This window comes from Delftia sp. NA_296.1, assembly GCF_052692095.1.
Map to the genome: position 1 here is coordinate 96,884 of NZ_JBQZGF010000012.1, position 24,574 is coordinate 121,457.

Annotated in this window: 23 protein-coding genes; 17 read left to right on the forward strand and 6 right to left on the reverse strand. The window is 68.4% G+C overall.

The genetic code is table 11. The annotated features are described in order from the left end of the window. Positions 1-233 precede the first annotated feature (233 nt). On the reverse strand, positions 234-872 hold the full coding sequence (locus ACUTR7_RS25380) for an FMN-dependent NADH-azoreductase (RefSeq protein WP_012206392.1): 639 nt from the start codon (positions 870-872) through the stop codon (positions 234-236). Between the two features lie 176 nt (positions 873-1,048). Between ACUTR7_RS25380 and ACUTR7_RS25385 the strand changes: the two genes are divergently transcribed. The 7 genes from ACUTR7_RS25385 (at position 1,049) to ACUTR7_RS25415 (ending at position 7,681) form a co-directional block, all read left to right on the forward strand. Beyond that, a complete protein-coding gene (locus ACUTR7_RS25385; RefSeq protein WP_445610100.1) occupies positions 1,049-1,978 on the forward strand; it encodes a LysR family transcriptional regulator in 930 nt (309 codons plus the stop codon). Positions 1,979-2,093: 115 nt separating this feature from the next. Beyond that, positions 2,094-2,753, forward strand: a complete 660-nt coding sequence (locus ACUTR7_RS25390; protein ID WP_445610101.1) for an RBBP9/YdeN family alpha/beta hydrolase — start codon at positions 2,094-2,096, stop codon at positions 2,751-2,753. Between the two features lie 158 nt (positions 2,754-2,911). Next, positions 2,912-3,913 (forward strand): sulfate ABC transporter substrate-binding protein, encoded by a 1,002-nt coding sequence (locus ACUTR7_RS25395; protein ID WP_013801695.1) that lies wholly within the window; start codon positions 2,912-2,914, stop codon positions 3,911-3,913. Between the two features lie 74 nt (positions 3,914-3,987). Next, entirely contained in the window at positions 3,988-4,893 is a 906-nt protein-coding gene (gene cysT, locus ACUTR7_RS25400) for a sulfate ABC transporter permease subunit CysT (RefSeq protein ID WP_013801696.1), read from the forward strand. Between the two features lies 1 nt (position 4,894). Then, complete coding sequence (cysW, locus tag ACUTR7_RS25405) at positions 4,895-5,911, forward strand: sulfate ABC transporter permease subunit CysW (RefSeq protein ID WP_445610102.1); 1,017 nt, start codon at positions 4,895-4,897, stop codon at positions 5,909-5,911. Positions 5,912-5,948: 37 nt separating this feature from the next. Continuing rightward, positions 5,949-7,076, forward strand: coding sequence for a sulfate/molybdate ABC transporter ATP-binding protein (locus ACUTR7_RS25410; protein ID WP_013801698.1), 1,128 nt, complete (start codon positions 5,949-5,951; stop codon positions 7,074-7,076). 98 nt (positions 7,077-7,174) lie between these two features. Continuing rightward, positions 7,175-7,681: a disulfide bond formation protein B gene (locus ACUTR7_RS25415; RefSeq protein WP_445610103.1), complete on the forward strand. Its 507-nt coding sequence runs from the start codon at positions 7,175-7,177 to the stop codon at positions 7,679-7,681. A gap of 3 nt (positions 7,682-7,684) precedes the next feature. Here ACUTR7_RS25415 and dhaL read toward each other — a convergent pair whose 3' ends face one another. After that, positions 7,685-9,481: a dihydroxyacetone kinase subunit DhaL gene (gene dhaL, locus ACUTR7_RS25420; RefSeq protein ID WP_445610104.1), complete on the reverse strand. Its 1,797-nt coding sequence runs from the start codon at positions 9,479-9,481 to the stop codon at positions 7,685-7,687. 294 nt (positions 9,482-9,775) lie between these two features. Between dhaL and rpiB the strand changes: the two genes are divergently transcribed. The 7 genes from rpiB to ACUTR7_RS25455 all read left to right on the forward strand — a co-directional run bounded on the left by rpiB (position 9,776) and on the right by ACUTR7_RS25455 (position 16,829). Further along, entirely contained in the window at positions 9,776-10,249 is a 474-nt protein-coding gene (gene rpiB, locus ACUTR7_RS25425; protein WP_012206383.1) for a ribose 5-phosphate isomerase B, read from the forward strand. Between the two features lie 2 nt (positions 10,250-10,251). After that, positions 10,252-11,748, forward strand: a complete 1,497-nt coding sequence (locus ACUTR7_RS25430) for a sugar ABC transporter ATP-binding protein (RefSeq protein WP_445610154.1) — start codon at positions 10,252-10,254, stop codon at positions 11,746-11,748. A 63-nt stretch (positions 11,749-11,811) separates the two neighbouring features. Next, positions 11,812-12,867 (forward strand): substrate-binding domain-containing protein, encoded by a 1,056-nt coding sequence (locus ACUTR7_RS25435; RefSeq protein WP_445610105.1) that lies wholly within the window; start codon positions 11,812-11,814, stop codon positions 12,865-12,867. Next, positions 12,864-13,628, forward strand: a complete 765-nt coding sequence (locus ACUTR7_RS25440) for a GolD/DthD family dehydrogenase (RefSeq protein WP_445610106.1) — start codon at positions 12,864-12,866, stop codon at positions 13,626-13,628. Before ACUTR7_RS25435 ends, ACUTR7_RS25440 begins: the two co-directional genes overlap by 4 nt. A gap of 48 nt (positions 13,629-13,676) precedes the next feature. Further along, on the forward strand, positions 13,677-14,657 hold the full coding sequence (locus ACUTR7_RS25445) for an ABC transporter permease (RefSeq protein ID WP_016448253.1): 981 nt from the start codon (positions 13,677-13,679) through the stop codon (positions 14,655-14,657). Between the two features lie 48 nt (positions 14,658-14,705). Beyond that, positions 14,706-15,827: an alcohol dehydrogenase catalytic domain-containing protein gene (locus ACUTR7_RS25450; protein ID WP_445610107.1), complete on the forward strand. Its 1,122-nt coding sequence runs from the start codon at positions 14,706-14,708 to the stop codon at positions 15,825-15,827. 45 nt (positions 15,828-15,872) lie between these two features. Next, complete coding sequence (locus ACUTR7_RS25455) at positions 15,873-16,829, forward strand: sugar-binding transcriptional regulator (RefSeq protein ID WP_012206377.1); 957 nt, start codon at positions 15,873-15,875, stop codon at positions 16,827-16,829. A gap of 35 nt (positions 16,830-16,864) precedes the next feature. Here ACUTR7_RS25455 and ACUTR7_RS25460 read toward each other — a convergent pair whose 3' ends face one another. From ACUTR7_RS25460 to ACUTR7_RS25470, 3 genes are all read right to left on the reverse strand, one after another. After that, positions 16,865-17,512, reverse strand: coding sequence for a LysE family translocator (locus ACUTR7_RS25460; protein ID WP_445610108.1), 648 nt, complete (start codon positions 17,510-17,512; stop codon positions 16,865-16,867). 106 nt (positions 17,513-17,618) lie between these two features. Then, a complete protein-coding gene (locus ACUTR7_RS25465) occupies positions 17,619-18,290 on the reverse strand; it encodes a glutathione S-transferase (RefSeq protein ID WP_013801706.1) in 672 nt (223 codons plus the stop codon). Positions 18,291-18,383: 93 nt separating this feature from the next. Then, entirely contained in the window at positions 18,384-19,241 is an 858-nt protein-coding gene (locus tag ACUTR7_RS25470) for a LysR family transcriptional regulator (RefSeq protein WP_012206374.1), read from the reverse strand. 109 nt (positions 19,242-19,350) lie between these two features. On the opposite strand from ACUTR7_RS25470, the gene bla reads away from it, so the two are divergent. After that, complete coding sequence (gene bla / locus ACUTR7_RS25475) at positions 19,351-20,262, forward strand: class A beta-lactamase (RefSeq protein ID WP_445610109.1); 912 nt, start codon at positions 19,351-19,353, stop codon at positions 20,260-20,262. 171 nt (positions 20,263-20,433) lie between these two features. Here bla and argA read toward each other — a convergent pair whose 3' ends face one another. Beyond that, positions 20,434-21,780, reverse strand: a complete 1,347-nt coding sequence (gene argA / locus ACUTR7_RS25480; protein ID WP_012206372.1) for an amino-acid N-acetyltransferase — start codon at positions 21,778-21,780, stop codon at positions 20,434-20,436. A gap of 265 nt (positions 21,781-22,045) precedes the next feature. Between argA and ACUTR7_RS25485 the strand changes: the two genes are divergently transcribed. Beyond that, positions 22,046-23,515 (forward strand): TolC family protein, encoded by a 1,470-nt coding sequence (locus tag ACUTR7_RS25485; protein WP_445610110.1) that lies wholly within the window; start codon positions 22,046-22,048, stop codon positions 23,513-23,515. Next, positions 23,512-24,561 (forward strand): HlyD family secretion protein, encoded by a 1,050-nt coding sequence (locus tag ACUTR7_RS25490; RefSeq protein ID WP_239971824.1) that lies wholly within the window; start codon positions 23,512-23,514, stop codon positions 24,559-24,561. Before ACUTR7_RS25485 ends, ACUTR7_RS25490 begins: the two co-directional genes overlap by 4 nt. Positions 24,562-24,574: the final 13 nt, after the last annotated feature.

A 24,574-nucleotide genomic window follows, 5' to 3' on the forward strand; every position in this document is an offset into this window, starting at 1 on the left:
GTGATGGTTCAGCCTACCAGCTTCGTGTGTCTGCGAAAGCCCATCGCGCATTGCTTTTTTCAAAGGAGGTGCAGAGGCGGATACCTCTTTTATTCGCCACAGTCCATTGGGAGCATTCCGGACGGCCCGGCACGTCCGCTGTCGTGCCTCTGCAAAAGCAAAAAGCGCCTGGGCCGAAACCCAGGCGCTTGTCCATTCATTGAGCAGGCAGCCCATGCGGGCTGCAATGGCCCTCAGGCGGCGATGGCCGCTTCCTGATTGGCGGCAGCCGCTGCACGCACGATGTCGCTGCGGGCCGATTCCAGGGCCTTGGCCTTGGACTCATCGCCCATGGCCACGCCTTCTGCGCGCACGATGCTCACATCGGTGATGCCCAGGAAGCCGAACACCGTCTTCAGATAGCTTTCCTGGTGCTCCAGGGCCTGGCCCATTTCGCTGGTGGAGTACACGCCGCCGCGCGTGGAGGCCACGATGACCTTCTTGCCCTTGGCCAGGCCTTCGGGGCCGGCTGCGGTGTAGCGGAAGGTGCGGCCGCCCTGGGCGATGCGGTCGATCCAGGCCTTGAGCTGGCTGGAGATGGTGAAGTTGTAGAACGGGGCGCCGACCACGACCACATCGGCCGCCAGGAACTGGCTCACCAGGGCTTCGGAGATGGCGTTCTGTGCGCGCTCGGCTTCCGTCGTGGCGGCCTGGCCGGTGCGAAAGCCCATGGACACTGCGTTCAGGTGGTCGGGGGCGTTCACGGCCAGATCCAGGTATTCGACCTTGGCGCCGGGGTTGGCGGCCACCAGGGCAGCCACGGTCTGGGCGGTCAGCTGGCGGGACACCGAAGCGGCGCCGGTGATGGAAGAGTCGATGTGCAGAACTTGCATGAAAAAGCTCCTGGGATGTCGGTTGGGATCGCGGTTGGGATCGGCCACTCGGGAAAGCTTGTAGGGCCGACGATGGGATCAATTGTGAATTTGGACAGAGTCTTTGATAAGCCGCCGAAATTGCGATAGATTGTCCTGAATTTGCAGTCAATGAGCACAGGGGAGGGATGCGCGACATGATGGATCTCAACGACATGCTGTACTTCGCCGAGGTGGTGGAGCGCGGCGGCTTTGCCTCTGCCGGGCGGGCGCTGGGCATACCCAAGTCGCGGCTGTCGCGGCGGGTGGCGGAGCTGGAGGCTCGGCTGGGCGTGCGCCTGCTGCAGCGCACCACGCGCAAGCTCTCGCTGACCCAGGTGGGTGAGGCCTATCTGCGCCATTGCCAGGCCATGCGCGATGCGGCCCTGGCCGCCGCCGACACCGTGGCCGAGGTGCAGACCGAGCCGCGCGGCACCATCCGCGTGAGCTGCCCCGTGACCCTGGCCCAGACCGTGCTGGGCGAGCTCATGCCCCAGTTCCTGCAGCGCTGCCCGCTGGTGCATGTGGAGATGCAGGTGACCAACCGGCCCGTGAACCTGGTGGAGGAGGGCATCGACGTGGCGCTGCGCGTGCGCCCCAGCCTGGAGGACAGCGGCTCCATGGTCGTCAAGCGGCTGGATGTGGCGCGCCAGATCCTCGTGGCCAGCCCGGAGCTGCTGGAGCGCCAGGGCACGCCGCGTGCATTGGTCGACCTGCAGCACCTGGACAGCATGTCCATGTCGGCGGTGGATGGCCAGTCCAGCCTGCTGCTGGTCGGCCCCGAAGGCCGCGAGCAACGCCTGCAGCTGCAGCCGCGCTATGTGGTGGATGACCTGCTGACGCTGAAATTCGCAGCGCTGGCCGGCAGCGGCATGTGCTGGCTGCCTGACTACATGTGCCACGAGGAACTAGCCGAGGGCCGGCTCGTGCACCTGCTGCCGGGCTGGGAGCCGCCCCAGGGCATCGTGCACGCGGTCTTCCCCTCGCGGCGCGGCCTGGCGCCGGCCGTGCGGCATTTCCTGGACTTCCTCGGCGAGACCGTGCCGGGGCGCAACAGCCATGCCACGCGCGAGCCGGCGGTACGCTAGGGTTGGGTTGCACCTCGCCACGCCATAAGAAAACAACAAAACGTTCGTTGGGATAGTTGGCGGTGTTCTCCACAATCGGGGCCCATGTCCAGCAATGGACAGTCCAGGAGAACCCATGAATCCCCACCGCATCATCATCGTGCCCGGCTGGCGCAACTCCGGTCCTGACCACTGGCAAAGCCTGTGGGCGCAGCAGCTGCCGCATGCCGAGCGCGTGGAGCAGGACGACTGGCTGGTGCCCCACCGCGACCCCTGGGTGGCCGCGCTGGAGCAACTGGTGCTGTCCCGGCCCGAACCGGTGGTGCTGGCCGCCCACAGCCTGGGCTGCATCACGGCCGCGCACCTGGGCCCCGAGGCCAGTGCGCGCGTGCGCGGTGCGCTGCTGGTGGCGCCGGCCGATCCCGAGCGCCGTGCCCAGCTGGCCGACTTTGCGCCTGTGCCCTATGCGCCGCTGCCGTACCGCAGCGTGCTGGTGGCCAGCAGCAACGACCCCTACTGTCCGATCCGCCGGGCTGGCGCCTATGCGCGGGCCTGGGGAAGCGAGTTCGTGCGGCTGCAGAACGCGGGGCACATCAATGTCGAATCGGGCTTTGGCGACTGGCCCCTGGGCCTGGCGCTGCTGCAGTCGCTGATGCAGGGCGACAGCTGGCAGCCGGCCCAGCCCCGGCCTGCCGCGCGTTCGCCGCGCTCGCCGCGTCCGCCACGTGTGGCGGCTGCGCATGCCTCCGTCTCTGCGGGCACTGGCGCTGGCGCGCCATGGGCTGCCGGTCTGTGATGGGTCGGCGGGTGACCGCGGGCAGGGCAGGTTCTTTATATGGTGACAGGCCATTAACAAACAAAAATATATTCTTTTGAGTTTTAAGTCAGCGTTCGCACAATGTGACTGTCTGTGAATACACCGCAGAGATGTCCACTAATAAAAGGCAGCGAACCATGCATTCTTTGAAGCTCAAGACTTTGTTGGCCACCCTGGCGCTGGCCGCCGCGGGAACGGTATCGGCCCAGAACCAGCTGCTCAACGTTTCCTACGACGTGGCACGCGAGTTCTACAAGGACTACAACGCCGCCTTCGTCGCCCACTACAAGAAGACCAAGGGCGTGGACATCAAGGTGGACCAGTCGCACGGTGGCTCCAGCGCCCAGGCGCGTGCCGTCAACGACGGCCTGGCCGCCGACGTGGTGACCTTCAACACCACCACCGACGTGCAGTTCCTGGCCGACAGCGGCGTGGTCGCCAAGGACTGGGCCAAGAAATTCCCCAATGACGCCTCGCCCACCACATCGACCATGCTGTTCCTGGTGCGCAACGGCAATCCCAAGAACATCAAGGACTGGAGCGACCTGATCCGCCCCGACGTGAAGGTCGTGGTGGTCAATCCCAAGACCGGCGGCAATGGCCGCTACGCCTACCTGGCGGCCTGGGGTTCGGTGCGCGAGAAGGGCGGCACCGACGCGCAGGCGGCCGAGTTCGTGCAGCAGCTCTACAAGAACGTGCCCGTGCTGGGCAAGGGCGGCCGCGACGCGACCAGCATCTTCCTGCAGCGCAATATCGGCGACGTGCTGATCACCTTCGAATCCGAAGTGGTCTCCGTGGACCGCGAATTCGGCAAGGGCAAGGTCGATGCCGTCCATCCCTCGGTGTCCATCGTGGCCGAGAACCCCGTGGCCGTGGTCGAGCGCACCGTGGCCAAGAAGGGCACGGGCCAGCTGGCCCATGACTACCTGGCCTGGCTGTACTCCGACGAGGCCCAGGAAATCGCCGCACAGCACGCGCTGCGCCCCCGCTCCGAGGCCGTGCTCAAGAAGCATGCCGATGTGTTCAAGCCCATCAAGCAGTTCACCGTGGCCAAGTATTTCGGCTCGCTGTCCGAAGCCCAGAAGGTGCACTTCAACGACGGCGGACAGTTCGACAAGATCTACGTCCCCGGCAAGTAAGCACGCAAGCAGGCATGAAGGCGGCGCAGTCCGCCTGAGGCCACCTCCCCACATTGGCTGATTTGGAATCCAACATGGTGTCTGCCGTTCCGACCAGCCCAAGGCCTGGCGCCGACGCTCCTGTGCCCGCACCGTCCGGTGCGGCGCGCAAAGGGCGCGGCGCCAAGCGCGTTTTGCCCGGCTTCGGGCTGACCTTGGGCTATACGCTGTTTTATCTGAGCCTGATCGTGCTGATCCCGTTGTCGGCACTGCTGTTCAAGACCTTCTCGCTCACCTGGCCCCAGTTCTGGGAGGCCGTGGCCTCGCCGCGCGTGCTGGCCTCGTACCGGTTGACGTTTGGCGCCTCGTTTGCGGCGGCCTGCGTGAACCTGGTGTTCGGCCTGCTGATCGCCTGGGTGCTGGTGCGCTACAAGTTCCCGGGCAAGAAGATCGTCGATGCCCTGGTGGACCTGCCCTTTGCCCTGCCCACGGCCGTGGCCGGCATTTCGCTGACCGCCTTGCTGGCCGGCAACGGCTGGGTGGGTCAGTACCTGGAGCCCTACGGCATCCAGTTGGCCTTCAACCCGAACGGCGTGGTCATTGCGCTGATCTTCATCGGCCTGCCCTTTGTCGTGCGCACGGTGCAGCCGGTGCTGGAAGACTCCGAGAAGGAGCTGGAAGAGGCGGCCACCAGCCTGGGCGCCTCGCGCTGGCAGATCTTCTACAAGGTGATCCTGCCGGCCATCACGCCCGCGCTGCTCACGGGCTTTGCCATGGCGTTTGCACGCGCCATCGGCGAGTACGGATCGGTCATCTTCATCGCGGGCAACATGCCCATGATTTCTGAAATCACCCCGCTGATCATCATTGGCAAGCTGGAGCAATACGACTACGCAGGCGCCACGGCCGTGGCCGTGGTGATGCTGCTGTTCTCCTTCGTGATGCTGCTGGTCATCAACGCGCTGCAGGCATGGCAGCGCAAGCATTCGGGAGGGGCTTGAGATGGCGTTGTCTCCACAGGAAGCATTGCTTCTCAAGATCATTGGCGCGGTGCTGGTCGCCGTGCTGGTGCTGTACAGGCTCACCGCGCCCCCGAAGGGCCGGCGCGAAAAGCTCACCACCACCGAGCCGCGCGCCGTGCGCTGGATTCTCACGGGCATTGCGCTGATCTTCATCGGCCTGTTCCTCGTGCTGCCACTGGCGGCCGTGTTCACCGAGGCGCTGCGCAAGGGCTGGGACGCCTATGTCGCCGGCCTGCAGGAGCCCGATGCCTGGTCGGCCATCAAGCTGACCCTGATCACGGCGCTGATCGCCGTGCCGGTGAACCTGGTTTTCGGCGTGGCGGCGGCCTGGTGCATCGCCAAGTTCGAGTTCCGGGGCAAGGCCTTTCTGATCACTCTGATCGACCTGCCGTTCTCGATCTCGCCCGTGGTGGCGGGCCTGATGTACGTGCTGGTGTTCGGTGCCCATGGCTGGTTCGGCCCCTGGCTGGCCGAGCATGACATCAAGATCATCTTCGCCGTGCCCGGCATCGTGCTGGCCACCATCTTCGTGACCTTCCCCTTCATCGCCCGCGAGCTGATCCCGCTGATGCAGGCGCAGGGCAGCGACGAGGAGCAGGCCGCCATCGTGCTGGGTGCCACGGGCTGGCAGACCTTCTGGAAGGTCACCGTGCCCAACATCAAGTGGGGCCTGCTGTACGGCGTGATCCTGTGCAATGCGCGTGCCATGGGCGAGTTCGGCGCGGTGTCGGTGGTCTCGGGCCACATCCGCGGCCAGACCAACACCATTCCGCTGCATGTGGAGATCCTCTACAACGAGTACCAGTCCGTTGCCGCCTTCGCTGCCGCTTCGCTGCTGGCCCTGCTGGCGCTGGTGACCCTGGTCATCAAGTCGGTGGCCGAGTGGCGTGCCGAGCAGCAGGCCAAGGCCGCTGCCGACCTGCCTCCCGAGCGCCCCACGGCGTCTTCCCAGGCTTCCCAGGCATCCCAGGTGCCGCAGGTGCCGCAGGTGTCCTGAACCTCGGCCCCGACCAGACAAAAGCAAGAGCAAGACCATGAGCATTGAAATACGCAACGTCAGCAAGCAGTTCGGCGATTTCCAGGCCCTGCGCGATGTGAGCCTGGACATCCAGTCCGGCGAACTCATCGCACTGCTCGGCCCCTCGGGCTGCGGCAAGACCACGCTGCTGCGCATCATCGCGGGCCTGGAGACGCCCGACGTGGGCAGCATCCACTTCAGCGGCGAAGACACCACCGATGTCCATGTGCGCGAGCGCAACGTGGGCTTCGTGTTCCAGCACTACGCGCTGTTCCGCCACATGACCGTGTTCGAGAACGTGGCCTTCGGCCTGCGCGTGAAGCCGCGCAGCCAGCGCCCCAGCGAGGCCCAGATCCGCGAGAAGGTGATGAGCCTGCTCAAGCTGGTGCAGCTGGACTGGATTGCCGAACGCTTCCCGTCCCAGCTGTCGGGCGGCCAGCGCCAGCGCATTGCCCTGGCCCGCGCCCTGGCGGTGGAGCCCAAGGTGCTGCTGCTCGACGAGCCCTTCGGCGCGCTGGATGCCAAGGTGCGCAAGGAGCTGCGCCGCTGGCTGCGCCGCCTGCATGACGAGCTGCACGTGACCTCCATCTTCGTGACCCACGACCAGGAGGAGGCACTGGAAGTGGCCGACCGCGTGGTCGTCATCAACCAGGGCCGCATCGAGCAGGAGGGCACGCCCCAGCAGGTCTGGGACAACCCGGCCACGCCCTTCGTCTACGGCTTCCTGGGCGATGTCAACCTGTTCAAGGGCCGCGCCAGCGATGGCCGCGTCTACCTGGACGACGGCACCCAGCTGGACAGCCACGACGCCAAGGGCGCCAGCGACAGCAAGGCCTTCGCCTATGTGCGCCCGCACGATCTGGAGGTGGAGCGCTACTCGCCCGGCCAGAACCTGGACGTCCAGGGACGGCCCACGGGCATCGTCGTGCAGCTGGCCCGCGCCATCGTCGTGGGGCCCATTGCGCGCCTGGAACTTATTCCATCGGAGAGCACCGAAAGCACGGACAATGCCGAAGAGGGTGGCCTGATCGAGGCGCAGATTCCTGCGCAGCAGTTCAGGGACATGGCCCTGCGCGAGGGGGAAACCCTGGTGGTGACACCGCGCCGTGCCAAGGTGTTTCTGGACGAGGCGGCTGGCATCTGACGGCGCGGCAACGGCTTCCTGCACCCGCTGAACAGGGCTGCAGCGCCGGGCCGGCGCCGCAGCCCTGATTTCATTCAACCGGGTGACGAAAGACAAGAATGCTTCAATGGTTTGACAACGCTCCGCGCCGCATCCTGGCGCTCATCAGCCTGGCCTGCGTGGCCATGCTGGCCTTCGGCATGTATCTGCAGCATGTGGTCGGGCTGGAGCCCTGCCCGATGTGCATCGTGCAGCGCTATGCATTGATCGGCGTGGCCCTCTTCACGGGCCTGGGCAGTGTGCGCGGCGGTCGCGGCTGGCTGATCAGCTGGGGCGTGCTGGCGCTGGTGGCTGCAGGCTTTGGCGCCTTCGTCGCCGCGCGCCAGAGCTGGCTGCAGTGGTATCCGCCCGAGTTCGCCACCTGCGGCCGCGACTTCTACGGAATGATCGAGAACTACTCCATCAGCCGTGCCGTGCCCATGATCTTCCGTGGCTCGGGCGACTGCGCCGCCGTGGACTGGAGCTTTCTGGGCGGCTCCATCGCCAACTGGTCCTTCATCTGCTTCGCCATCATTAGCGTGGCCGTCTTGGTGCTGCTGGTGCGCGGCGCTGCCCGCAGGCGCTGAGCCCTAGGCTGAGGCTTGCGCCAGTCGCCGCTGCAGCGACTGCGCCAGGGTGCTCAGAATCAGCCAGCAGGACGTGGCGCCCGCGTCCAGCACGCCGATGGAGCGCGGCCCCAGCCGGGCCGAGCGCCCGATACGGGCCTGCAGGTGGCGCGTGGATTCCTTGCCCGCCTCGGCCGCGGCCTCCATGGCCTGCAGCGCCTCGCGGAAACCGGCGCCGGCCTGCAGCGATTGCCGGTAGGCCTGCAGGGCCGGGGCCAGCGTATCGATGAGGGTCTTGTCGCCCACCTGGGCCTTGCCCATCTCCTGCACATCGGCGACGGCCCGCGCCAGGGCCTGGCCGAACAGGGTGGCATCCATCTCCTGCTCCGGCCCAAGAACAGCGGCGAAGCCTTGGAAGAAGCTGCCGTACAGCGGGCCCATGGAGCCGCCGATATCGTCCATCAACGCCTGGGACAGCTGCTGAAGCGCTGCAGGCAGTTGCGCTGCCTGGCTGGCGTCCATGGCATCGAGCCGTGCGCCGCAGCCGGAAAAGCCCTTGGCCATGTTGATGCCGTGATCGCCATCGCCGATCAGGCCGTCGATCTCGCTCAGGAACTCCCGGTGGCCGACGATGGCCGTGATCAGCTCGCGCACGATGTTGCCCGCGCCATCGAGCGCGATGGCCGGCCCTTCGCTGGTGCGCCTTGCGGCTGGGGGGCGGGCGGTTTGTGCCTGTTCCTGGGTTTGTGCCGGCGTCCGTGCCGGAGCAGAGGGCGGCGTTGGAATGGCGTCCTGCGGCTGGGGCGGCAGCCCGCCGGCCAGGGTCAGGGCGACTGACTGGCAGGGTGCCTTGAGGCAGGCCAGCAGCTCGTCGTCCAGCTGCATCAGCGTGAGTGTGATGCCCATCATCTCCAGCGACGTGAAGAGATTGCCCACCAGCCGGAAGGCCACCTGAATGCCGCGTTCTTGCAGGCGCCGGGCCACCTCGCCATAGAGGATGTACTGCTCCATCAGCGGCGTGGCGCCCAGGCCGGACAGCAGCACGGCCACGCGGTCGCCCGGGGCGAAGGGCAGGTCGGGCAGCAGGGTGTCCAGCATGCGCTCGGCCATATCGGCCGCCGTGGCCGTGCGGTGCACGGACATGCCGGGCTCGCCATGGTGGCCTATGCCGACCTCCATGCTGCCGCGTTCGATATGGAAATTGGCCTTGCCCACGGCGGGAATGGTGCATGCCGACAGGCCGATGCCGATGCTGCGCGTGCGGGCCATGGCGTGCCGGGCGAGGGCGATCACTTCGTCGAGGCTGGCACCCATGGCCGCCCGGGCGCCCGCCACCTTCCACATCAGGATCTCGCCGGCCACGCCGCGGCGGCTGGCCTCGTCGCCCCGCGCGGCTGAAGGCACGTCGTCGTTGGCCACCACGGTCCTGACCGCCATGCCTTCGGCCGCAGCCATCTGCACGGCCATGGCCACGTTCATGTTGTCGCCTGCGTAGTTGCCATACAGGCAGGCCACGCCGGCGCCGCCATCGGCTGCGCGCATGGCGTCGTAGAAGCTTCTGGCCGTGGGGGACGAGAAGACCTCGCCCACGGCGGCGGCGTCGCACAGGCCTGCGCCCACATAGCCCAGAAAGGCTGGTTCGTGGCCCGACCCGCCGCCCGTCACGATGCCCACCTTGCCCCTGCGTGGCGCGCCATGCAGGCGCACGACGCGGGTATTGCCGGCGTCGATGCGCAGGGTGTCGCCATGGGCGGCGATCCAGCCCTGGAGCATGTCCTCCACCACCCGGTCGGGGTCGTTGATCACGCGGTTGGTCGTCATGCCTTTGTCTCCTCCAGGTGCGGTCCCGGCGGGTATGCCGAAGACTGTTCATATGATCATTTGGTGGTCATTTTTGATTTGTTGAAATTGGCATGTCAATGCCTTTTGACTATTCAATAGCCAAGGGAAAACGATAGGATTTGATGAATTTTGTAGAAAATTCAACAGGTTACGTATTCATCTTGCCGACTCACATAGCTATCGTTGTTTGACAACTGCTCTTCGATTGAGAAGACTCTCAAAAAACATTGATCAAATGATCATGTGGTGGTCTTTTGTAATGAAGGGGATGCCATGAAGCTGGCCATCGGCTGCGACGAAGCCGCCTGCGACCTCAAGAACGCCGTGAAGCAGCATCTGCTGGCCCAGGGCCACGAAGTGGCCGACTTCGGCACGCACGACGGCGAGCCGGTGCTCTACCCCGACATCGGCATCGCGGTGGCGCAGGCCATCGTTCAGGGCCGGCATGAGCGCGGCGTTCTCCTGTGCGGCACGGGCATAGGCATGGCCATTGCCGCCAACAAGGTGGCGGGCATCCGCGCCGCGCAGGCCCATGACACCTATTCGGCCGAGCGCGCCAGCCGCAGCAACGACGCGCAGATCATCACGCTGGGCTCGCGCGTGATCGGGGTGGAACTGGCCAAGGCCATCGTGGACCGCTTCCTTGCATCGCGCTTCGATGGCGGCAGCTCGGCCCTGAAGGTGGATGCCATCACCGGCTTCGAACGCTCGCAGGCCGCCGCGGCCGGGCGCGGGCAGGGCGCGTGACTATGGGCACCGGCACCGGCACCGCACTGCTGCAGGCGCGCGGGGTGGCCAAGAGCTTCGGCGGCGTGCCTGCGCTGCGCAACGGCTGCCTTGAGCTGCAGGCGGGCAGCGTGCACGCGCTGTGCGGCGGCAATGGCGCAGGCAAATCCACCTTCCTGAACATCGTGATGGGCCTGTTGCGGCGCGATGCCGGCGAGATATTGCTCAAGGGCCGGCCGGTGGATTTCGCCACGCCGCACGAGGCGCTGGCGCACCGCCTGTCCATCATCACGCAGGAGCTGTCGCCCATCCCGGGCATGAGCGTGGCCGAGAACATCTTCCTGGGCCGCGAGCCCCGGCGTGCCGGTGTGGTGGTCCGCCATGCCGCGCTGCTGGAGCAGGCGGATGCGCTGCTCAGGCAGCTGGGCTTCGATATCGATCCGCGCGCGCAGATGGGCCGCCTGAGCCTGGCGCAGACCCAGCTGGTGGAGATTGCCAAGGCCCTGAGCCGGCAAAGCGAGCTGATCATCATGGACGAGCCCACCTCGGCCATCGGCGAAAGCGAGACCGCCATCCTCTTCGACGCGATACGCCGCGTGACCGCGCAGGGCGCCGGCATCCTCTACGTGTCGCACCGCCTGACGGAGATCTTCACCATTGCCGACAGCTACACGGTGTTCCGCGATGGCGGCTTCGTGCAGACCGGCGCGCTGGCCGATATCGACCGGCGGCAGCTGGTGAAGCTCATCGTGGGCCGGGAGGTCCGCGCTGCCGCCAGCGAGCGCAGGGCTGCGGCGCCGGGCGAGCCGCTGCTGTCGGTGCAGGGGCTCACGCGCCGGGGCGAGTTCGAGGACATCAGCCTGGACGTCGCCCCCGGCGAGGTGCTGGGCATCTACGGACTGATGGGATCGGGCCGCAGCGAATTCCTCAACTGCCTGTACGGCCTCACGCGCGCCGACCAGGGGCAGGCGAGCCTGGGCGGACGGCCCCTGCCGCGCGGCAATCCGACGGCGTCGATCAAGGCGGGCCTGGCCCTGGTGACCGAGGACCGCAAGGCCACGGGGCTGGTGATGAGCTCCTCGGTGCGCTTCAACACCAGCTTGCCCGCACTGCCGGGCCTGCAGCGCGCCGGGGTGGTGGATGGCGCGGCAGAGCGCGTGCTGGTGGGCGGCCTGCTGCAGCGCCTGCGCGTGAAGCTGGCCAGCCCGGCCATGCCAGTGTCGGGCCTGAGCGGCGGCAACCAGCAGAAGGTGGTGCTGGCCCGTTGCATGGCCACCAATCCCGTCTGCCTGCTGTGCGACGAGCCCACGCGCGGCATCGACGAAGGCGCCAAGCGCGAGGTGTACGCCTTCCTGGCCTCGCTGGCCGCGCAGGGCCATGCCGTGGTGGTGGTGTCCTCCGAGGCGCCGGAGCTGCTGGAGCTGAGCGACCGCATTGCCATCTTCCGCAAAGGCCGGCTTGACCGCGTGGTGGCCGGCCACGGCATCACGCAGGAGGCGCTGATGCACCTCGCTTCCTGAGCCCGGGCGCTGCCCGTGCTGCGTTTTTCCCCTTGCCTTTCACAACACACAGGAGACATGACCATGCCGTTTTTTCGCTTCACCACCGTGCTTGCCGCCGCGCTTGCCGGTGGGCTGTTCCTGGCCGCAGCGCAGGTCCGGGCCCAGGCTCCGGCCCCGCTGTCGGCACCAGCACCAGTGCCATCGCCGGCCAAGCCCTACCGCATAGGCGCGGCCGTCTATGGGCTCAAGGGCGAGTTCATGCAGATGTGGACCAAGGAGCTGAAGGCGCATCCGGCCGTGAAGGACGGCACGGTGCAGATCACCGTGTTCGACGGCAACTACGACGCGCTGACGCAGAGCAACCAGTTCGACACCATGATCACGCAGAAGTACGACGGCATCCTCTTCGTGCCCATCGACCTGAAGGCGGGCGCGGCGCCCGTGCAGAAGGCGGTGAAGGCCGGCATTCCCGTGGTGGGCTCCAACACGCGCGTGCAGGGCGATGTGCTGACCTCCTACGTGGGCAATGACGATGTGGTGGCCGGCCGCATGCAGGCCGAGGCATTGATGAAGGCCATCGGCGGCAAGGGCAGTATCGTCGTCATCGAGGGGCCCATAGGCCAGTCGGCACAGATCGAGCGGGCGCGCGGCAATGACGAGGTGCTGGCCCGCCACAAGGACGTGAAGGTGCTGGCGCGCAAGACCGCCAACTGGTCGCGCGCCGAGTCCATGGGACTGATGGAGAACTGGCTGACCGCATTCCCGGGCCAGATACAGGGCGTGATCGCCCAGAACGACGACGAGGCCCTGGGCGCGGTGCAGGCCATCAAGACCAAGGGCATCGACATCAAGACCATCCCGGTGGTGGGCGTGGACGGCGTGGCCGCCGCCATCACGGCCGTCAAGCGCGGGGAGATGACCACCAATTTCCAGGATGCCCAGGCCCAGGCGCAGGGCGCGCTGGATGTGCTGCTGCGCCAGCTAGTCGGCCCGTCCTACCGGCCGCGCTCGGTGGTATGGAGCGAGTATGCCCAGGCCATGCCCTGGGGCGATGGCACGGCCAAATCCTACGAGGTGCCCTGGACCGCCATCGTGCCCGCCAATGCCGACGCCTTCTTGCAGAAGGTGCGCAAATGAGCGCCGCCGGCCTGGAGCGGGACTTCGACGGCCGCACGGCCCTGGTCACCGGCGGCGCGGGCGGCATCGGCCTGGCGATTGCCCGGCAACTCGCGGCGAGCGGGGCGCGCGTCGCCTTGCTGGACCTGGAGCGGCAGGCACTGGACGTGGCCGCTGCCAGCCTGGCGGAGCCCCGGCACCACCTGGCGCTGGCGGTGGATGTGACCAGGCCTGCGGGCGTGGAGCAGGCGGTGGCCACGGTGCTGGAGGCCACGGGCCGCATCGACATCCTGGTCAACAGCGCCGGCGTGGCGCTGCTGGAGCCGGCCGGCGAAATCAGCGAGGCGGCCTGGGAGCGCACGCTGGCCGTCAACCTCACGGCGCCGCTGCTGCTGGCCCAGGCGGTGGCCCCGGCCATGCGCCGCCAGCGCCACGGACGCATCATCAACCTGGCCTCGCAGGCCAGCGTGGTCGCGCTCAGGCGCCATGCCGCCTATTGCGCGAGCAAGGCGGGCCTGGTGGGGCTGACGCGCGTGCTGGCGCTGGAATGGGCATCGGACGGCATCACCGTCAACGCCATCTCGCCGACGGTGGTGGACACGCCGCTGGGCCGCAAGGCCTGGGCCGGGCAGGTGGGGGAGGCCATGCGAGCACTCATCCCCACGGGCCGCTTTGCGCAGCCCGAGGAGGTGGCGCGGCTGGCCGTGTTCCTGGCCGGTACGTACGCCGGCATGCTGACGGGCGAGAACATCGTCATCGACGGGGGCTACTCCATCCAGTGAGCGGCCAGCCGGCACCACGCCTTTCTTCCATCAACGCGGGAGTCCTCCATGACGAATCTTCAAGCCGCATCTTCGCCGCCGCTCTTGGGGCGGCGCGCGCTGGACCTGCGCAGCCTGCGCGAGCGCTACGGCGTGGTCATCGCGCTGGTTGCACTGTGCGCGGCGCTGGCGCTGGCCAACCCCCATTTCATGACCTGGGGCAACTGGGCCGACATCCTGCGCCAGACCTCCATCAACGGCATCCTGGCCATCGGCATGACGTGCGTGGTGCTGACGGCGGGCATCGACCTGTCGGTGGGCGCCATCCTGGCGCTGGCCGGCATGGTCGGCGCCTGGCTGGCGGCCGATGGCCAGGGGCTGGCGGTGAGCGTGGGCGCCGGGCTGGGCGTGGGCATGCTGCTGGGCGGCGTCAACGGCCTGCTGGTGGCCTGGTTCGCGGTGCCGCCCTTCGTGGCCACGCTGGGCATGCTCAGTGCGGCGCGCGGCCTGACCTACATCTACAACGACGGCATGCCGGTGTCCGAGCTGCCCGACGGCTTTCTTGCCATCGGTGCTGGCCAGCTGGGCCCCGTGCCCATGCCCATCGTGATCTTTGCCGTTGCCGTCGCGGTGTTCGCCTTCGTGCTGCGCTACACCGTGTATGGCCGCTACATCTACGCCGTGGGCGGCAATCTGCGCAGCGCCAAGACCAGCGGCATCAACACCCGCGCCATCGTGCTGCTGGTCTATGTGGTCAGCGGCCTGCTCGCGGGGCTGGCCGGCATTTTGCTGGCGTCGCGCACCACGGCGGCGCTGCCGCAGGCCGGCGTGTCCTACGAGCTGGACGCCATTGCGGCCGTGGTGATCGGCGGCACCAGCCTGTCGGGCGGCACGGGCAGCCTGGGCGGCACGGTCGTCGGCGCCCTGCTCATCGGCGTGATCAACAACGGGCTGAACCTGCTGGGCGTGTCCTCGTACTACCAGCAACTGATCAAGGGCGTGATCATCGTCGGCGCCGTGCTGCTCGACAGTTCGCGCCGCAGGGCATGAAGCGCTGCGCCCACGTCCTGTCCACCATCTGCAATCCGGGAGAGTTCCATGCAAAACACCCTGCCTGACGCCGCCGATACGAACATGCTGGCCGTGGTCTGCCACGGCCCCAGGGATTACCGGCTCGAACGCGTCGCGCGTCCGCAGGCCGGGCCGCGCGAGCTGGTCATCCGCGTGGCTTCCTGCGGCATTTGCGCGGGCGACTGCAAATGCTGGGCTGGCGCGCCGCGCTTCTGGGGAGATCCGGAAAAAGGCCGCCCCGCCTATGTGCGCCCGCCGGTGATCGCGGGCCACGAGTTCTGGGGCCATGTGGTGGAGGTGGGCGAGGGCGCCCAGGAGCACCACGGCGTGCAGCTGGGTGACCGGGTGATCGCCGAGCAGATCGTGCCCTGCCACGCCTGCCGCTATTGCAAGACCGGCTTTCGCTGGATGTGCGAGGTGCACGATGTCTACGGCTTCCAGGGCCAGGTGGCCGATGGCGGCATGGCCGAGTACATGCGCCTGTCCGCCCGCGCCGTGGTGCACCGGATTCCCGAGAGCGTGGCCTTCGAGGATGCGGCCATCACCGAGCCGCTGTCCTGCGCCATCCATGCCGTCAACCGCGGCGACATCCAGCTCGACGATGTGGTGGTCATCGCCGGCGCGGGCACGCTGGGCCTGCTCATGGCCCAGGTGGCGCGCCTGAAGACGCCGCGCCGGCTGGTGGTCATGGACCTGTCGGACCAGCGCCTGGCGCTGGCACGCCGCTGCGGCGCCGACGTGACCATCAACCCCGCGCGCGAGGATGCCCGCGCCATCGTGCACGCACTGACCGACGGCTATGGCTGCGATGTGTACATAGAGACCACGGGCGCGCCCTCGGGCGTGACGCAGGGGCTGGACCTGGTGCGCAAGCTCGGCCGCTTCGTGGAGTTCAGCGTCTTCGGGCGCGAGACCACGGTGGACTGGTCCATCATCGGCGAGGAAAAGGAACTGGACCTGCGCGGCGCCCACCTGAGCGCCCATTGCTACCCCATCGCCATCGACCTGCTGGCGCGCGGCCTGGTCACGTCCGAGGGCATCGTCACCCACCGCTATGCGCTGTCGGAGTGGGAGAGCGCCATCCGGGTGGCCGATTCCATGGACTCGGTCAAGGTCCTGCTGCTGCCCCACGCTGGCGAGGCCCGGTGAGCGGCGCTACACTGCGCGCCTTTCCCGGCACCCTTGGAGGCACCCTTGACTGAAAGCGACCTGACGCGACTGGCGACCCTGTACTACGTCGATGGATGCACGCAGGACCAACTGTCCAAGGAGTTCGGCATCTCGCGCGCCACCGTCGGGCGGCTGCTGCGCCGGGCGCAGGAAGAGGGCATTGTCGAGATCCGCGTGCGGCCGCATTCGCTGGTGTCCGCCGACCTGGAGCGGCAGCTGACCGAGCGCTTTCACATCAAGCGCGCGCTGATCGCGGTGGACCACAAGGATGCCGACCGGCAGCGCGAACTGCTGGCAGGGCTGGTGGCCAGCGAGCTGGAGCGCATCCTGGTCGATGGCTCCATCGTGGCCGTGGGCATGGGGCGCAACGTGTCCTCGGTCTCCGAGCACGCCCTGTCCGCCACACGGCGGGAATGCCATTTCGTCAGCGCCATCGGCGGCTCCTACCGTGGCGGGGAGGCGATGAACGCCGACCACATCGCGCGCCGACTGGCCGCGCGCTTTGGCGGCAAGTCCGAATCGCTCTATGCGCCGGCCCTGGTGGGCGATCCGCAACTGCGCAAGGCGCTGCTGGACAACGACACCGTCAGGCACACCCTGGACAAGGCGCGCCGCGCCGACATCGCCCTCATCGGCGTGGGCGATGTCAGCGTGGACAGCAACATGGCCCGCATGGGCTGGTTTTCCGCGCAGGAGATCTCGGACGCCCGCCGCGCGGGCACGGTGGGCGACATGATGGGCTACGACTTCATCGACATCCACGGCCAGCCGGCCGCCACCCCCATGCAGGACCGCGTCATCGGCCTGAGCCGCGAGGACCTGCTGCGCATACCCAACGTCATCGCGGTGGCGGCCGAATCCAGCAAGGTCACGGCCATCCTGGGAGCCCTGCGCACCGGCGCCATCGACACCCTGGCCACCACCACCGCCAACGCGGCGGCCGTGCTGCAGCTGGACGATGTCATGGGGACGACGCGCTGACGCAGTGGGGGAGGCGCGGCTCTTGGGCGGCGCGCCTAGTTCGACGCGCGGCGGTAGAAGGCCAGCGAGCCTGCCAGCGCCAGCAGCATGCCGCCGCACAGGCGGTCCAGCCACATCACGGCCCGCCCGCGCAGCAGCCGCGCGGCGCGTGATCCGGCGAAGGCATAGGCCAGCATCACCAGGAAATCGATGAGCGCGAACACCAGCGCAATGGCGATGTACTGCGGCGCCTGGGCGGCCGCCGGGTCGATGAACTGGGGCAGCAGGGCCGAGCAGAACAGGTAGCCCTTGGGATTGGTCACGGCGACCAGGAACGACTTGAACAGCACGGTGCGGGCGCTGTAGCCGTCGGCGCCGGCCTCTGCCTTGCCGTCGCCCTGGGGTGCCGACAGCGATCCGCCCTGGCTGCGCAGCATGCGCAGGCCCAGCCAGGCCAGGTAGGCCGCTCCCGCCCACTTGACCACCGAGAACCAGAACTCCGAGGCCGCCAGCAGCGCGCCCAGGCCCAGCGCGACAGCGCCGACCAGCACGAAGTCCGACAGCACGGCGCCCAGCATGCCCGGCAGGGCGCGGCGCACGCCGTGGCGCGAGCCATTGGCCAGGGCCAGCAGCACGGTGGGGCCGGGGGTGATGATCGCGATCAGCGCGACCAGGGAGAAGACGAGCAGGGTGGCGAGGTTCATGTCGGCGAAGGCTCATGCGGTTGGCAACAGCCTGCCACTGTGCCAGTTTTGCCTGCCTTGCGCAGCTCCTGCCGACCTGGGGCAGGGCAAACGGGGCGGGCAGGCGTCAGTCGCTGCCCACGCCGCCGGCGGCAAAGACCGGGCCGCGCGTGCCGGGTACCCAGCCCGGGTAGGTTTCCATCACTTCTGCGAACAGGGCCGAGTCGATCCAGCGCTGCAGCCAGGCCTGCAGGTGCGGCCAGGGCTGCTCGTTCCATTGCGACTCGTCGATGCGCGCGTACTGGCGCACGAAGGGGCGCAGGGCCATGTCGGCCAGGCTGGGGTTCTGGCCGAACAGGTAGCCGGTGGCCTCCAGCTGGTCGTCCAGCTCGGCCAGCCAGGTCAGGGCATCGGCCTGGGCGTGGTTGACCTCTTCGGCCGTGTAGCGCTCGGGGTACTTGCAGCGGTCCAGGGCGTGCTTGAAAAAGCCGTCGTTGCGCTCGATCAGCGCCAGCATGTCCGGCAGCGAGCCGCTGGTCGGTGCCAGCCAGCCGTCCGGGTCATTGGCGCGCAGCGCGTGCAGCATGACATCCAGGCTCTGCTCGATCACGCGGCCGTCCTCCAGCACCAGCACGGGCACCGTGCCCTTGGGCGAGGCATCGAGCAGCGCCTGCGGCTTGTTGCGCAGGTTGATTTCGCGCAGCTCGCAGGCCAGGCCGGCATGGGCCAGCGCCAGGCGGGCGCGAATGGCGTAGGGGCAGCGGCGAAACGAGTAGAGAACCGGCAGGGTCTGGGTCATGGAGCGGGAACGGGGCTAGGGGCCAAAAGCGGCAGATGATAGCGCCGGGGCCAAAGTCAGGCGGCCTGCGGGTCTTGCCGCGGGCGTCCGTGGCTATTGCAGCTGCGCCAGCAGCCATTGCCTGAAGGTCTTGAGCGCCGCGCTGGGTGCCCGCGAGCGCAGATGGGTCAGCCAGTAGGCGCCCGTGTCCACCTCCTGCTCGAAGGGGCGCACCAGCCGGCCCTGCTGCAGCAGGTGCTGAAACATGCGCGCCGGCAGCAGGGCCACGCCCGCGCCCTGGGCGGCCGCCTCGGCCAGCGTCAGCGAGGAGTCGAACATGGCCCCGCGCGCCAGCGGCGCGCTCTGGTCCAGCGTGGCAAACCAGCTCTCCCACTCCTGCAGGCGGTACGAGCGCAGCAGCGTCTGCCCGGCCAGGTCGGCCGGCTGGCGCAGGCGCTGGGCCAGGGCCGGGGTGCACATGGGCGTCAGCGGCGCGCGCAGCAGCAGCTCGGCGCGCGTGCCCTGCCAGGCGCCGTCGCCGAAGCGCACGGCCGCATCCAGCCCTTCACCGGCCAGGTCCACGCGGTTGTTGTGCGTGAGCAGTCGCAGGTCGATGTAGGGGTGCTGCTGCTGGAACTGGCCCAGCCTGGGAATCAGCCAGCCGATGGCGAAGGTGCCGACCACGCCCACGGTGAGGACCTCGCGCGGGCGCGGTTCGGCCACCTGCTGCAGCGAATGCTCTATGCGCGCAAAGCTCTCGGCCACGGCAGGCCACAGCGCATGGCCCTCGTCGGTCAGCGCCAGGCCGCGCGGCAGGCGCCGGAACAGCGGCTTGCCCAGGCGCTCCTCCAGGTTGCGGATGTGCTGGCTGACGGCGGCCTGGGTCACGCACAGCTCGTCGGCCGCCCGCGTCAGGTTGAGATGGCGCGCGGCCGCGTCGAACATGCGCAGGGCGTTGAGGGGCAGTTGCATGGTGAGCCAATAGTTTTTCTAAGGGATGCTGCCAATTATTCACGCTGGTCGCAGATTGGGCGCGGCGCTATCGTTGCGGTTGTCGATCTGCAACTGAAAAGGAAAAACAATGCAAAGACGCGATTTTCTGATGACGGGCGGCGCGGCCGCCTGGATGGCGGCCGGGCTGGCGGGCTGCGCCCTGCCATCAAAAAAACAGGGGGCTGCCGACCAGGCCTTCAGGACCGAGCTGGCGCGCATCGAGAAAAGTGTGGGCGGCCGGCTCGGCGTGGCCGTGCTGGAGGCGGAGTCGGGCGCCAGCGTGGACCACCGCGGCGACGAGCGCTTTGTCATGTGCAGCACCTTCAAGCTGCTGCTGGCCGCCCAGGTGCTGGACCGCGTGCAGCAGGGCGATGAGCGCCTGTCGCGCCGCGTGCACTACGCCAGCTCCCGGCTGGTTCCCTACTCGCCGGCCAGCGGCCCGCGTGCCGGTGATGGCGGCGGCATGACCATCTCCGAGCTGTGCGAGGCCGCCGTGGTGCTCAGCGACAACACCGCCGCCAACCTGCTGCTGGACGCCAGCGGCGGACCGCAGGTGCTGACGCAGTGGCTGCGCGCCAGCGGCGACGAGACCACGCGCCTGGACCGCATGGAGCCCGAGCTCAACGAAGGCCTGCCCGGTGACGAGCGCGACACCACCACGCCGCTGGCCATGGTGCAAAGCATGCAGCGCCTGCTGCTGGGATCGGTGCTGGACGGCCATGGCCGCGCCCTGCTGCAGCAATGGCTGGTGGCCAGCCGCACGGGCGACAAGCGCCTGCGCGCGGGCATGCCGGCCGGCTGGCGCGTGGGTGGAAAGACAGGGACCGGCGATCGCGGCACGGCCAACGATGCCGTCATCGCCTGGCCCACGCCGCAAAGCGCACCGCTGCTGGTGACCGGCTACCTCACCGAATGCCCGGCCGACGCGCCACAGCGCGATGCGGCGCTGGCAGCGGCCGGCAAGGCGGCCGCACGCTGGCAGGCAGCAGTGCAAGGCTAAGTTGCGCCACCATGTCGCTTGATTTGGGCGATTTCAGAAAATTGGCGCGGCCTGAAGACGAGAGACACCGAGGAAGGGCCTGGGCCGGCCGCGCCGCCCCCGCACCGAGGGTGTCGCCGGCCGCCCGTATGCCCCCCTCGTGAGGGGGACGACGCACAGCGCCTCAGGGGGTTACAACTTCTTGACCAGGACCTGACTTTTGCGGTCCCAGTTGTACTTGGCCTTGCGCGCCTCGGGCAGCCAGTCGGGGTCCACGGGCTGGAAGCCGCGCTTGATGAACCAATGCATGGTGCGCGTGGTCAGCACGAACAGGCTGTCCAGGCCCTGGGCCTTGGCGCGCTGCTCTATGCGCTTGAGCAGCTTCTCGCCATCGCCCGTGCCCTGGCTCTTGGGCGAGACGGTGACGGCCGCCATCTCGGCGGTCCGGGCGCTGGGGTAGGGGTAGAGCGCGGCGCAGCCGAAGATCACGCCATCGTGTTCGATGATGGTGTAGTGGGCGATGTCGCGCTCGATCTCGGTGCGGCTGCGCTTGACCAGGGTGCCGTCCTTCTCGAAGGGCTCGATCAGCTGGATGATGCCGGCCACGTCGTCGGGCGTGGCCTCGCGCAGCTCTTCCAGCTTCTCGTCGATGATCATGGTGCCGATGCCGTCGTGCACATAGATCTCCAGCAGCAGCGCGCCGTCGATGGCGAACGGCAGGATGTGGCTGCGCTCCACGCCGTGCTCGCAGGCATGCACGCAGTGCTGCAGGTAAAAGCCCGTGTCCGTGGGCTGCTCGGGCGTGGGCAACTCGGCCAGCATGCGGCGGGCCGTGGCCAGCGGCAGCTCGGTGTCGATGGGGTTGGTCTCGTCGGCCGGGCCCGTGGGGTCCATGCGGATGCCCGGCACCTCGGTCATGAAGATCAGCTTGTCGGCCTTCAACTCGATGGCCACGCGCGTGGCCACCTCTTCCATGCTCAGGTTGAAGGCCTCGCCGGTGGGCGAGAAGCCGAAGGGCGACATCAGCACCATGGCATCCATGTCCAGGGCGCTGCGGATGCCGCTGACATCGACCTTGCGCACCAGGCCCGAATGCTTGAAATCCACGCCGTCCACGATGCCCACGGGCCGCGCCGTGAGGAAGTTGCCCGAGATCACCCGCACCCGCGCGCCGGCCATGGGCGTGTTGGGCAGGCCCTGGCTGAAGGCGGCCTCGATCTCGTAGCGCAGCTGGCCGGCGGCTTCCTGGGCGCAGTCCAGCGCCACGGAGTCGGTGATGCGCACGCCGCGCGAGTACTGGGCCTCATGGCCCTTGGCGGCAAGCTGCTCGTTGACCTGGGGACGGAAGCCATGGACCAGCACGATCTTCACGCCCATGGCCTGGATCATGGCCAGGTCCTGGACGATGGAGCTGAGCTTGCCCGATGCGATGGCCTCGCCCGTCAGTCCCACCACAAAGGTCTGGTGTCGGAACTTGTGGATATAGGGAGCCACGGACCGGAACCAGGGGACGAAGGTGAAGTTGAAGACGGTGGACATGGTGGTCAGTCGGGGCATCGGGCCGATGCCGGGCAGAAAAAAAAGGCCTGCGGACAGGTCCGCCAGGACATGCTCGCGCAGGCAGGCGCCAGTGTAGCGGCATGGCGCTGCACCTGCGCACAGAAATGGGATGGAACGCCAGGCAAATCGACCCTGCTGCACAGTGCCGGGGGCACAAGGCACAGGACCTTGTCCGACGGGGGCCCGCCTGCAAGCCCGTGTAAGCTTCGCCACCATCGGTGAACCACGCAAGGCGCCCCCATTCATGCCATTGAGCGCTTCCACGTTTTTTCCGTTGCTTGCGCGGCCCGCGCGCCTTGTGCCGTGGCTGGCGGCGCTGGGCATGGTCGCAGGGGCGGCCCAGGCTGCAGGGGAGGCTCCGGCCTCCCAGGCCGCCGCCGCGATGAGCTTCGTGCAGGCCCGTCAGGCGCTGCTGCAGGGCTCCGACCAACTGGCCGCCTCGGCCAAGGCCGTGGAAAGCGCGCGGCTCAGACGCCAGGGTACGCAGGGGCTGGGCGGGCCTTCCGTGGCCATCACGGGCCTGGGCTACCGCTACTCGGCCAATGCCGACATCGATCTCGATCCTGCGCGGCGCACCCTGGACGGCGTCCTCGGCCAGCTGCCGCCCTCGGTGGGGCCGGCCATTCCCTCGCTGCCGCAACTGCCCACTTCCTATGCCTTGCAGCGCAAGAGCACGAATGCCTCGGCCAGCCTGTCCCTGGTCTGGCCGCTGTACCTGGGCGGCCTGTCCGATGCGGTACGCAGTGGCCTGGACGCTGCCACCGACGAAGCCCTGGCCGATGCCGCCAGCAGCAGCCACGCCCTGCATTCGCTGCTGGTGCAGCGCTACTTCGGCGCCCAGCTGGCCGAGCGGGCCGCACGGCTGCGCGAGCGTGCGCTTGAAGGCGTGCGCGTGCATGACGCGGCCGCGCAAAGCATGCTCAAGGCGGGCGTGATCTCCCGGCTGGAGCGCCTGCAGGCCCGTGCCGCGCTGGCCGACGCCGAGCAGCAGGCGCGCAAATCGCGCGACGACGCAGACCTGGCCGCAGCGGCGCTGGCGCGCACGGTCAAGGCGCAGCGGCAGGTGCTGCCCAGCACGCCGCTGTTCGTCAGCAGCCGGCCTTTGCCGCCGCTGGACGGCTTCGTCACCGCGGCCCAGTCGCACCATCCGGGTCTGGACAAGGTGCAGGCCAAGAAGCGCCAGGCCGAGTCGCTGCACGACGCGCAGGAGGCGCTGCGCCGGCCGCAGCTGCTGGCCTTCGGTTCGCGCGAGGTCAACACCAGCGGCAAGCCCAACTGGGTGGCTGGCGTGGCCGTGCGCTGGACGCTGTGGGACAGCATCGACCGCGATGCGCTGGCCGCCTCCTCGCAGCGCAAGATCGAGCAGGCCGAGCTGACCGAAGCCCAGGCGCTCAGCGACATCGCGCTGCTGGTCGAGAAGAACTGGCTGGGCGTGGAGCAGGCACGCCGCCAGTACCAGGCCCAGCAGGCCCAGGAGGATCTTGCGCGCGAGCTGCTGCGGCTGCGCGAGGCCGGCCTGCGGGAAGGCACCAGCACCACGCTGGACCTGATCGATGCCAGCCTCAATCTCGCCAAGGTCCAGACCCAGCGTGCCGAACTGGCCAACCAGTATGTGCAGGCCCTGGCCGCACTGCTGGAGAGCACGGGCCAGAGCGAGGAATTCGACCGATTCATGGCCCAGGCCGACATACAGATCCCACCCGACGCACCATGAGCACAGCCACGCCCGACCATCCCCGCAGCGCCCCCGAAGCACCCGGCCCCGCGCCCGTGCCGCCGGGGCGCAGGCGCCCCTGGCTGGCCCTGGCCATCGTGCTGGCCGTGCTGCTGCTCGTGGCCTGGGGCTTTTGGCGTGCGGCGCAGCCCGCCCCCTTGTATTTCCAGGGCCAGATGGAGGCACGCGAGACCGACATCGCGCCCAAGGTCACGGCGCGCATCGCCAAGGTGCGCGTCACCGAAGGCCAGAAGATCCAGCCCGGCGATCTGCTGGTGGAGATGGACAGCCCCGAGGTGCGCGCCAAGCTGGCCCAGGCCGAGGCCGCGCGCGATGCCGCCCAGGCCCAGGCCGACAAGGCGCAGGCCGGCGCACGCCCGCAGGAAGTGCAGATGGCGCGCCTGAACTGGCAGCGCGCCCAGACCGCCGCCGACCTGGCCCAGACCTCGCTGCGCCGCGTGCAAAGCCTCTTCGACCAGGGACTGGTTGCGGCCCAGAAGCGCGATGAAGCCGATGCCAACTGGCGCGCCTCGCGCGACCAGGCGCTGGCTGCGCGTGCGCAGTATGAAATGGCGGCATCGGGCGCGCGCCAGGAGGATCGCAGCGCTGCCCAGGCCCAGGCACGCCAGGTGCAGGGCGTGGTCGCCGAGGTGGAGGCCGCGCGTGCCGAGACCGAGCTGCGCAGCCCCGTGGGCGGCGAGGTGGTCCAGGTGCTGGCCCGCCAGGGCGAGCTGTCTCCGCAGGGCGTGGCCGTGGTCACCGTGGTGGACCTGACGGACCAGTGGGTGGTGCTCAATGTGCGCGAGGACCAGCTTGCACGCTTTGCCCAGGGCAGCCGTTTTACCGGCCGCCTGCCGGGCCTGGACAACCGCGAGGCCGGCTTCGAGGTCTACTACCTGGGGGTGCTGCCTGACTTCGCCACCTGGCGCGCCACGCGTGCGGGCCAGGGCTTCGATGCGCGCACCTTCGAGGTCCGCGCGCGGCCGCAGCAGCCCATTGCAGGCGCGCGGCCCGGCATGAGCGTGGTTGTGGAAGGCGGCCGTTGAGCGGCCGGCGGCA

Coding starts and splice junctions, on each gene's coding strand:
- ACUTR7_RS25415 (WP_445610103.1), top strand. CDS start 7,175: ATGCTTCAATGGTTTGACAACGCTCCGCGCCGCATCCTGGCGCTCATC.
- ACUTR7_RS25395 (WP_013801695.1), top strand. CDS start 2,912: ATGCATTCTTTGAAGCTCAAGACTTTGTTGGCCACCCTGGCGCTGGCC.
- ACUTR7_RS25435 (WP_445610105.1), top strand. CDS start 11,812: ATGCCGTTTTTTCGCTTCACCACCGTGCTTGCCGCCGCGCTTGCCGGT.
- ACUTR7_RS25430 (WP_445610154.1), top strand. CDS start 10,252: ATGGGCACCGGCACCGGCACCGCACTGCTGCAGGCGCGCGGGGTGGCC.
- ACUTR7_RS25410 (WP_013801698.1), top strand. CDS start 5,949: ATGAGCATTGAAATACGCAACGTCAGCAAGCAGTTCGGCGATTTCCAG.
- ACUTR7_RS25385 (WP_445610100.1), top strand. CDS start 1,049: ATGATGGATCTCAACGACATGCTGTACTTCGCCGAGGTGGTGGAGCGC.
- bla (WP_445610109.1), top strand. CDS start 19,351: ATGCAAAGACGCGATTTTCTGATGACGGGCGGCGCGGCCGCCTGGATG.
- ACUTR7_RS25380 (WP_012206392.1), bottom strand. CDS start 872: ATGCAAGTTCTGCACATCGACTCTTCCATCACCGGCGCCGCTTCGGTG.
- ACUTR7_RS25390 (WP_445610101.1), top strand. CDS start 2,094: ATGAATCCCCACCGCATCATCATCGTGCCCGGCTGGCGCAACTCCGGT.
- ACUTR7_RS25485 (WP_445610110.1), top strand. CDS start 22,046: ATGCCATTGAGCGCTTCCACGTTTTTTCCGTTGCTTGCGCGGCCCGCG.
- ACUTR7_RS25460 (WP_445610108.1), bottom strand. CDS start 17,512: ATGAACCTCGCCACCCTGCTCGTCTTCTCCCTGGTCGCGCTGATCGCG.
- ACUTR7_RS25445 (WP_016448253.1), top strand. CDS start 13,677: ATGACGAATCTTCAAGCCGCATCTTCGCCGCCGCTCTTGGGGCGGCGC.
- rpiB (WP_012206383.1), top strand. CDS start 9,776: ATGAAGCTGGCCATCGGCTGCGACGAAGCCGCCTGCGACCTCAAGAAC.
- ACUTR7_RS25465 (WP_013801706.1), bottom strand. CDS start 18,290: ATGACCCAGACCCTGCCGGTTCTCTACTCGTTTCGCCGCTGCCCCTAC.
- ACUTR7_RS25470 (WP_012206374.1), bottom strand. CDS start 19,241: ATGCAACTGCCCCTCAACGCCCTGCGCATGTTCGACGCGGCCGCGCGC.
- cysW (WP_445610102.1), top strand. CDS start 4,895: ATGGCGTTGTCTCCACAGGAAGCATTGCTTCTCAAGATCATTGGCGCG.
- cysT (WP_013801696.1), top strand. CDS start 3,988: ATGGTGTCTGCCGTTCCGACCAGCCCAAGGCCTGGCGCCGACGCTCCT.
- ACUTR7_RS25490 (WP_239971824.1), top strand. CDS start 23,512: ATGAGCACAGCCACGCCCGACCATCCCCGCAGCGCCCCCGAAGCACCC.
- argA (WP_012206372.1), bottom strand. CDS start 21,780: ATGTCCACCGTCTTCAACTTCACCTTCGTCCCCTGGTTCCGGTCCGTG.
- ACUTR7_RS25450 (WP_445610107.1), top strand. CDS start 14,706: ATGCAAAACACCCTGCCTGACGCCGCCGATACGAACATGCTGGCCGTG.
- ACUTR7_RS25440 (WP_445610106.1), top strand. CDS start 12,864: ATGAGCGCCGCCGGCCTGGAGCGGGACTTCGACGGCCGCACGGCCCTG.
- dhaL (WP_445610104.1), bottom strand. CDS start 9,481: ATGACGACCAACCGCGTGATCAACGACCCCGACCGGGTGGTGGAGGAC.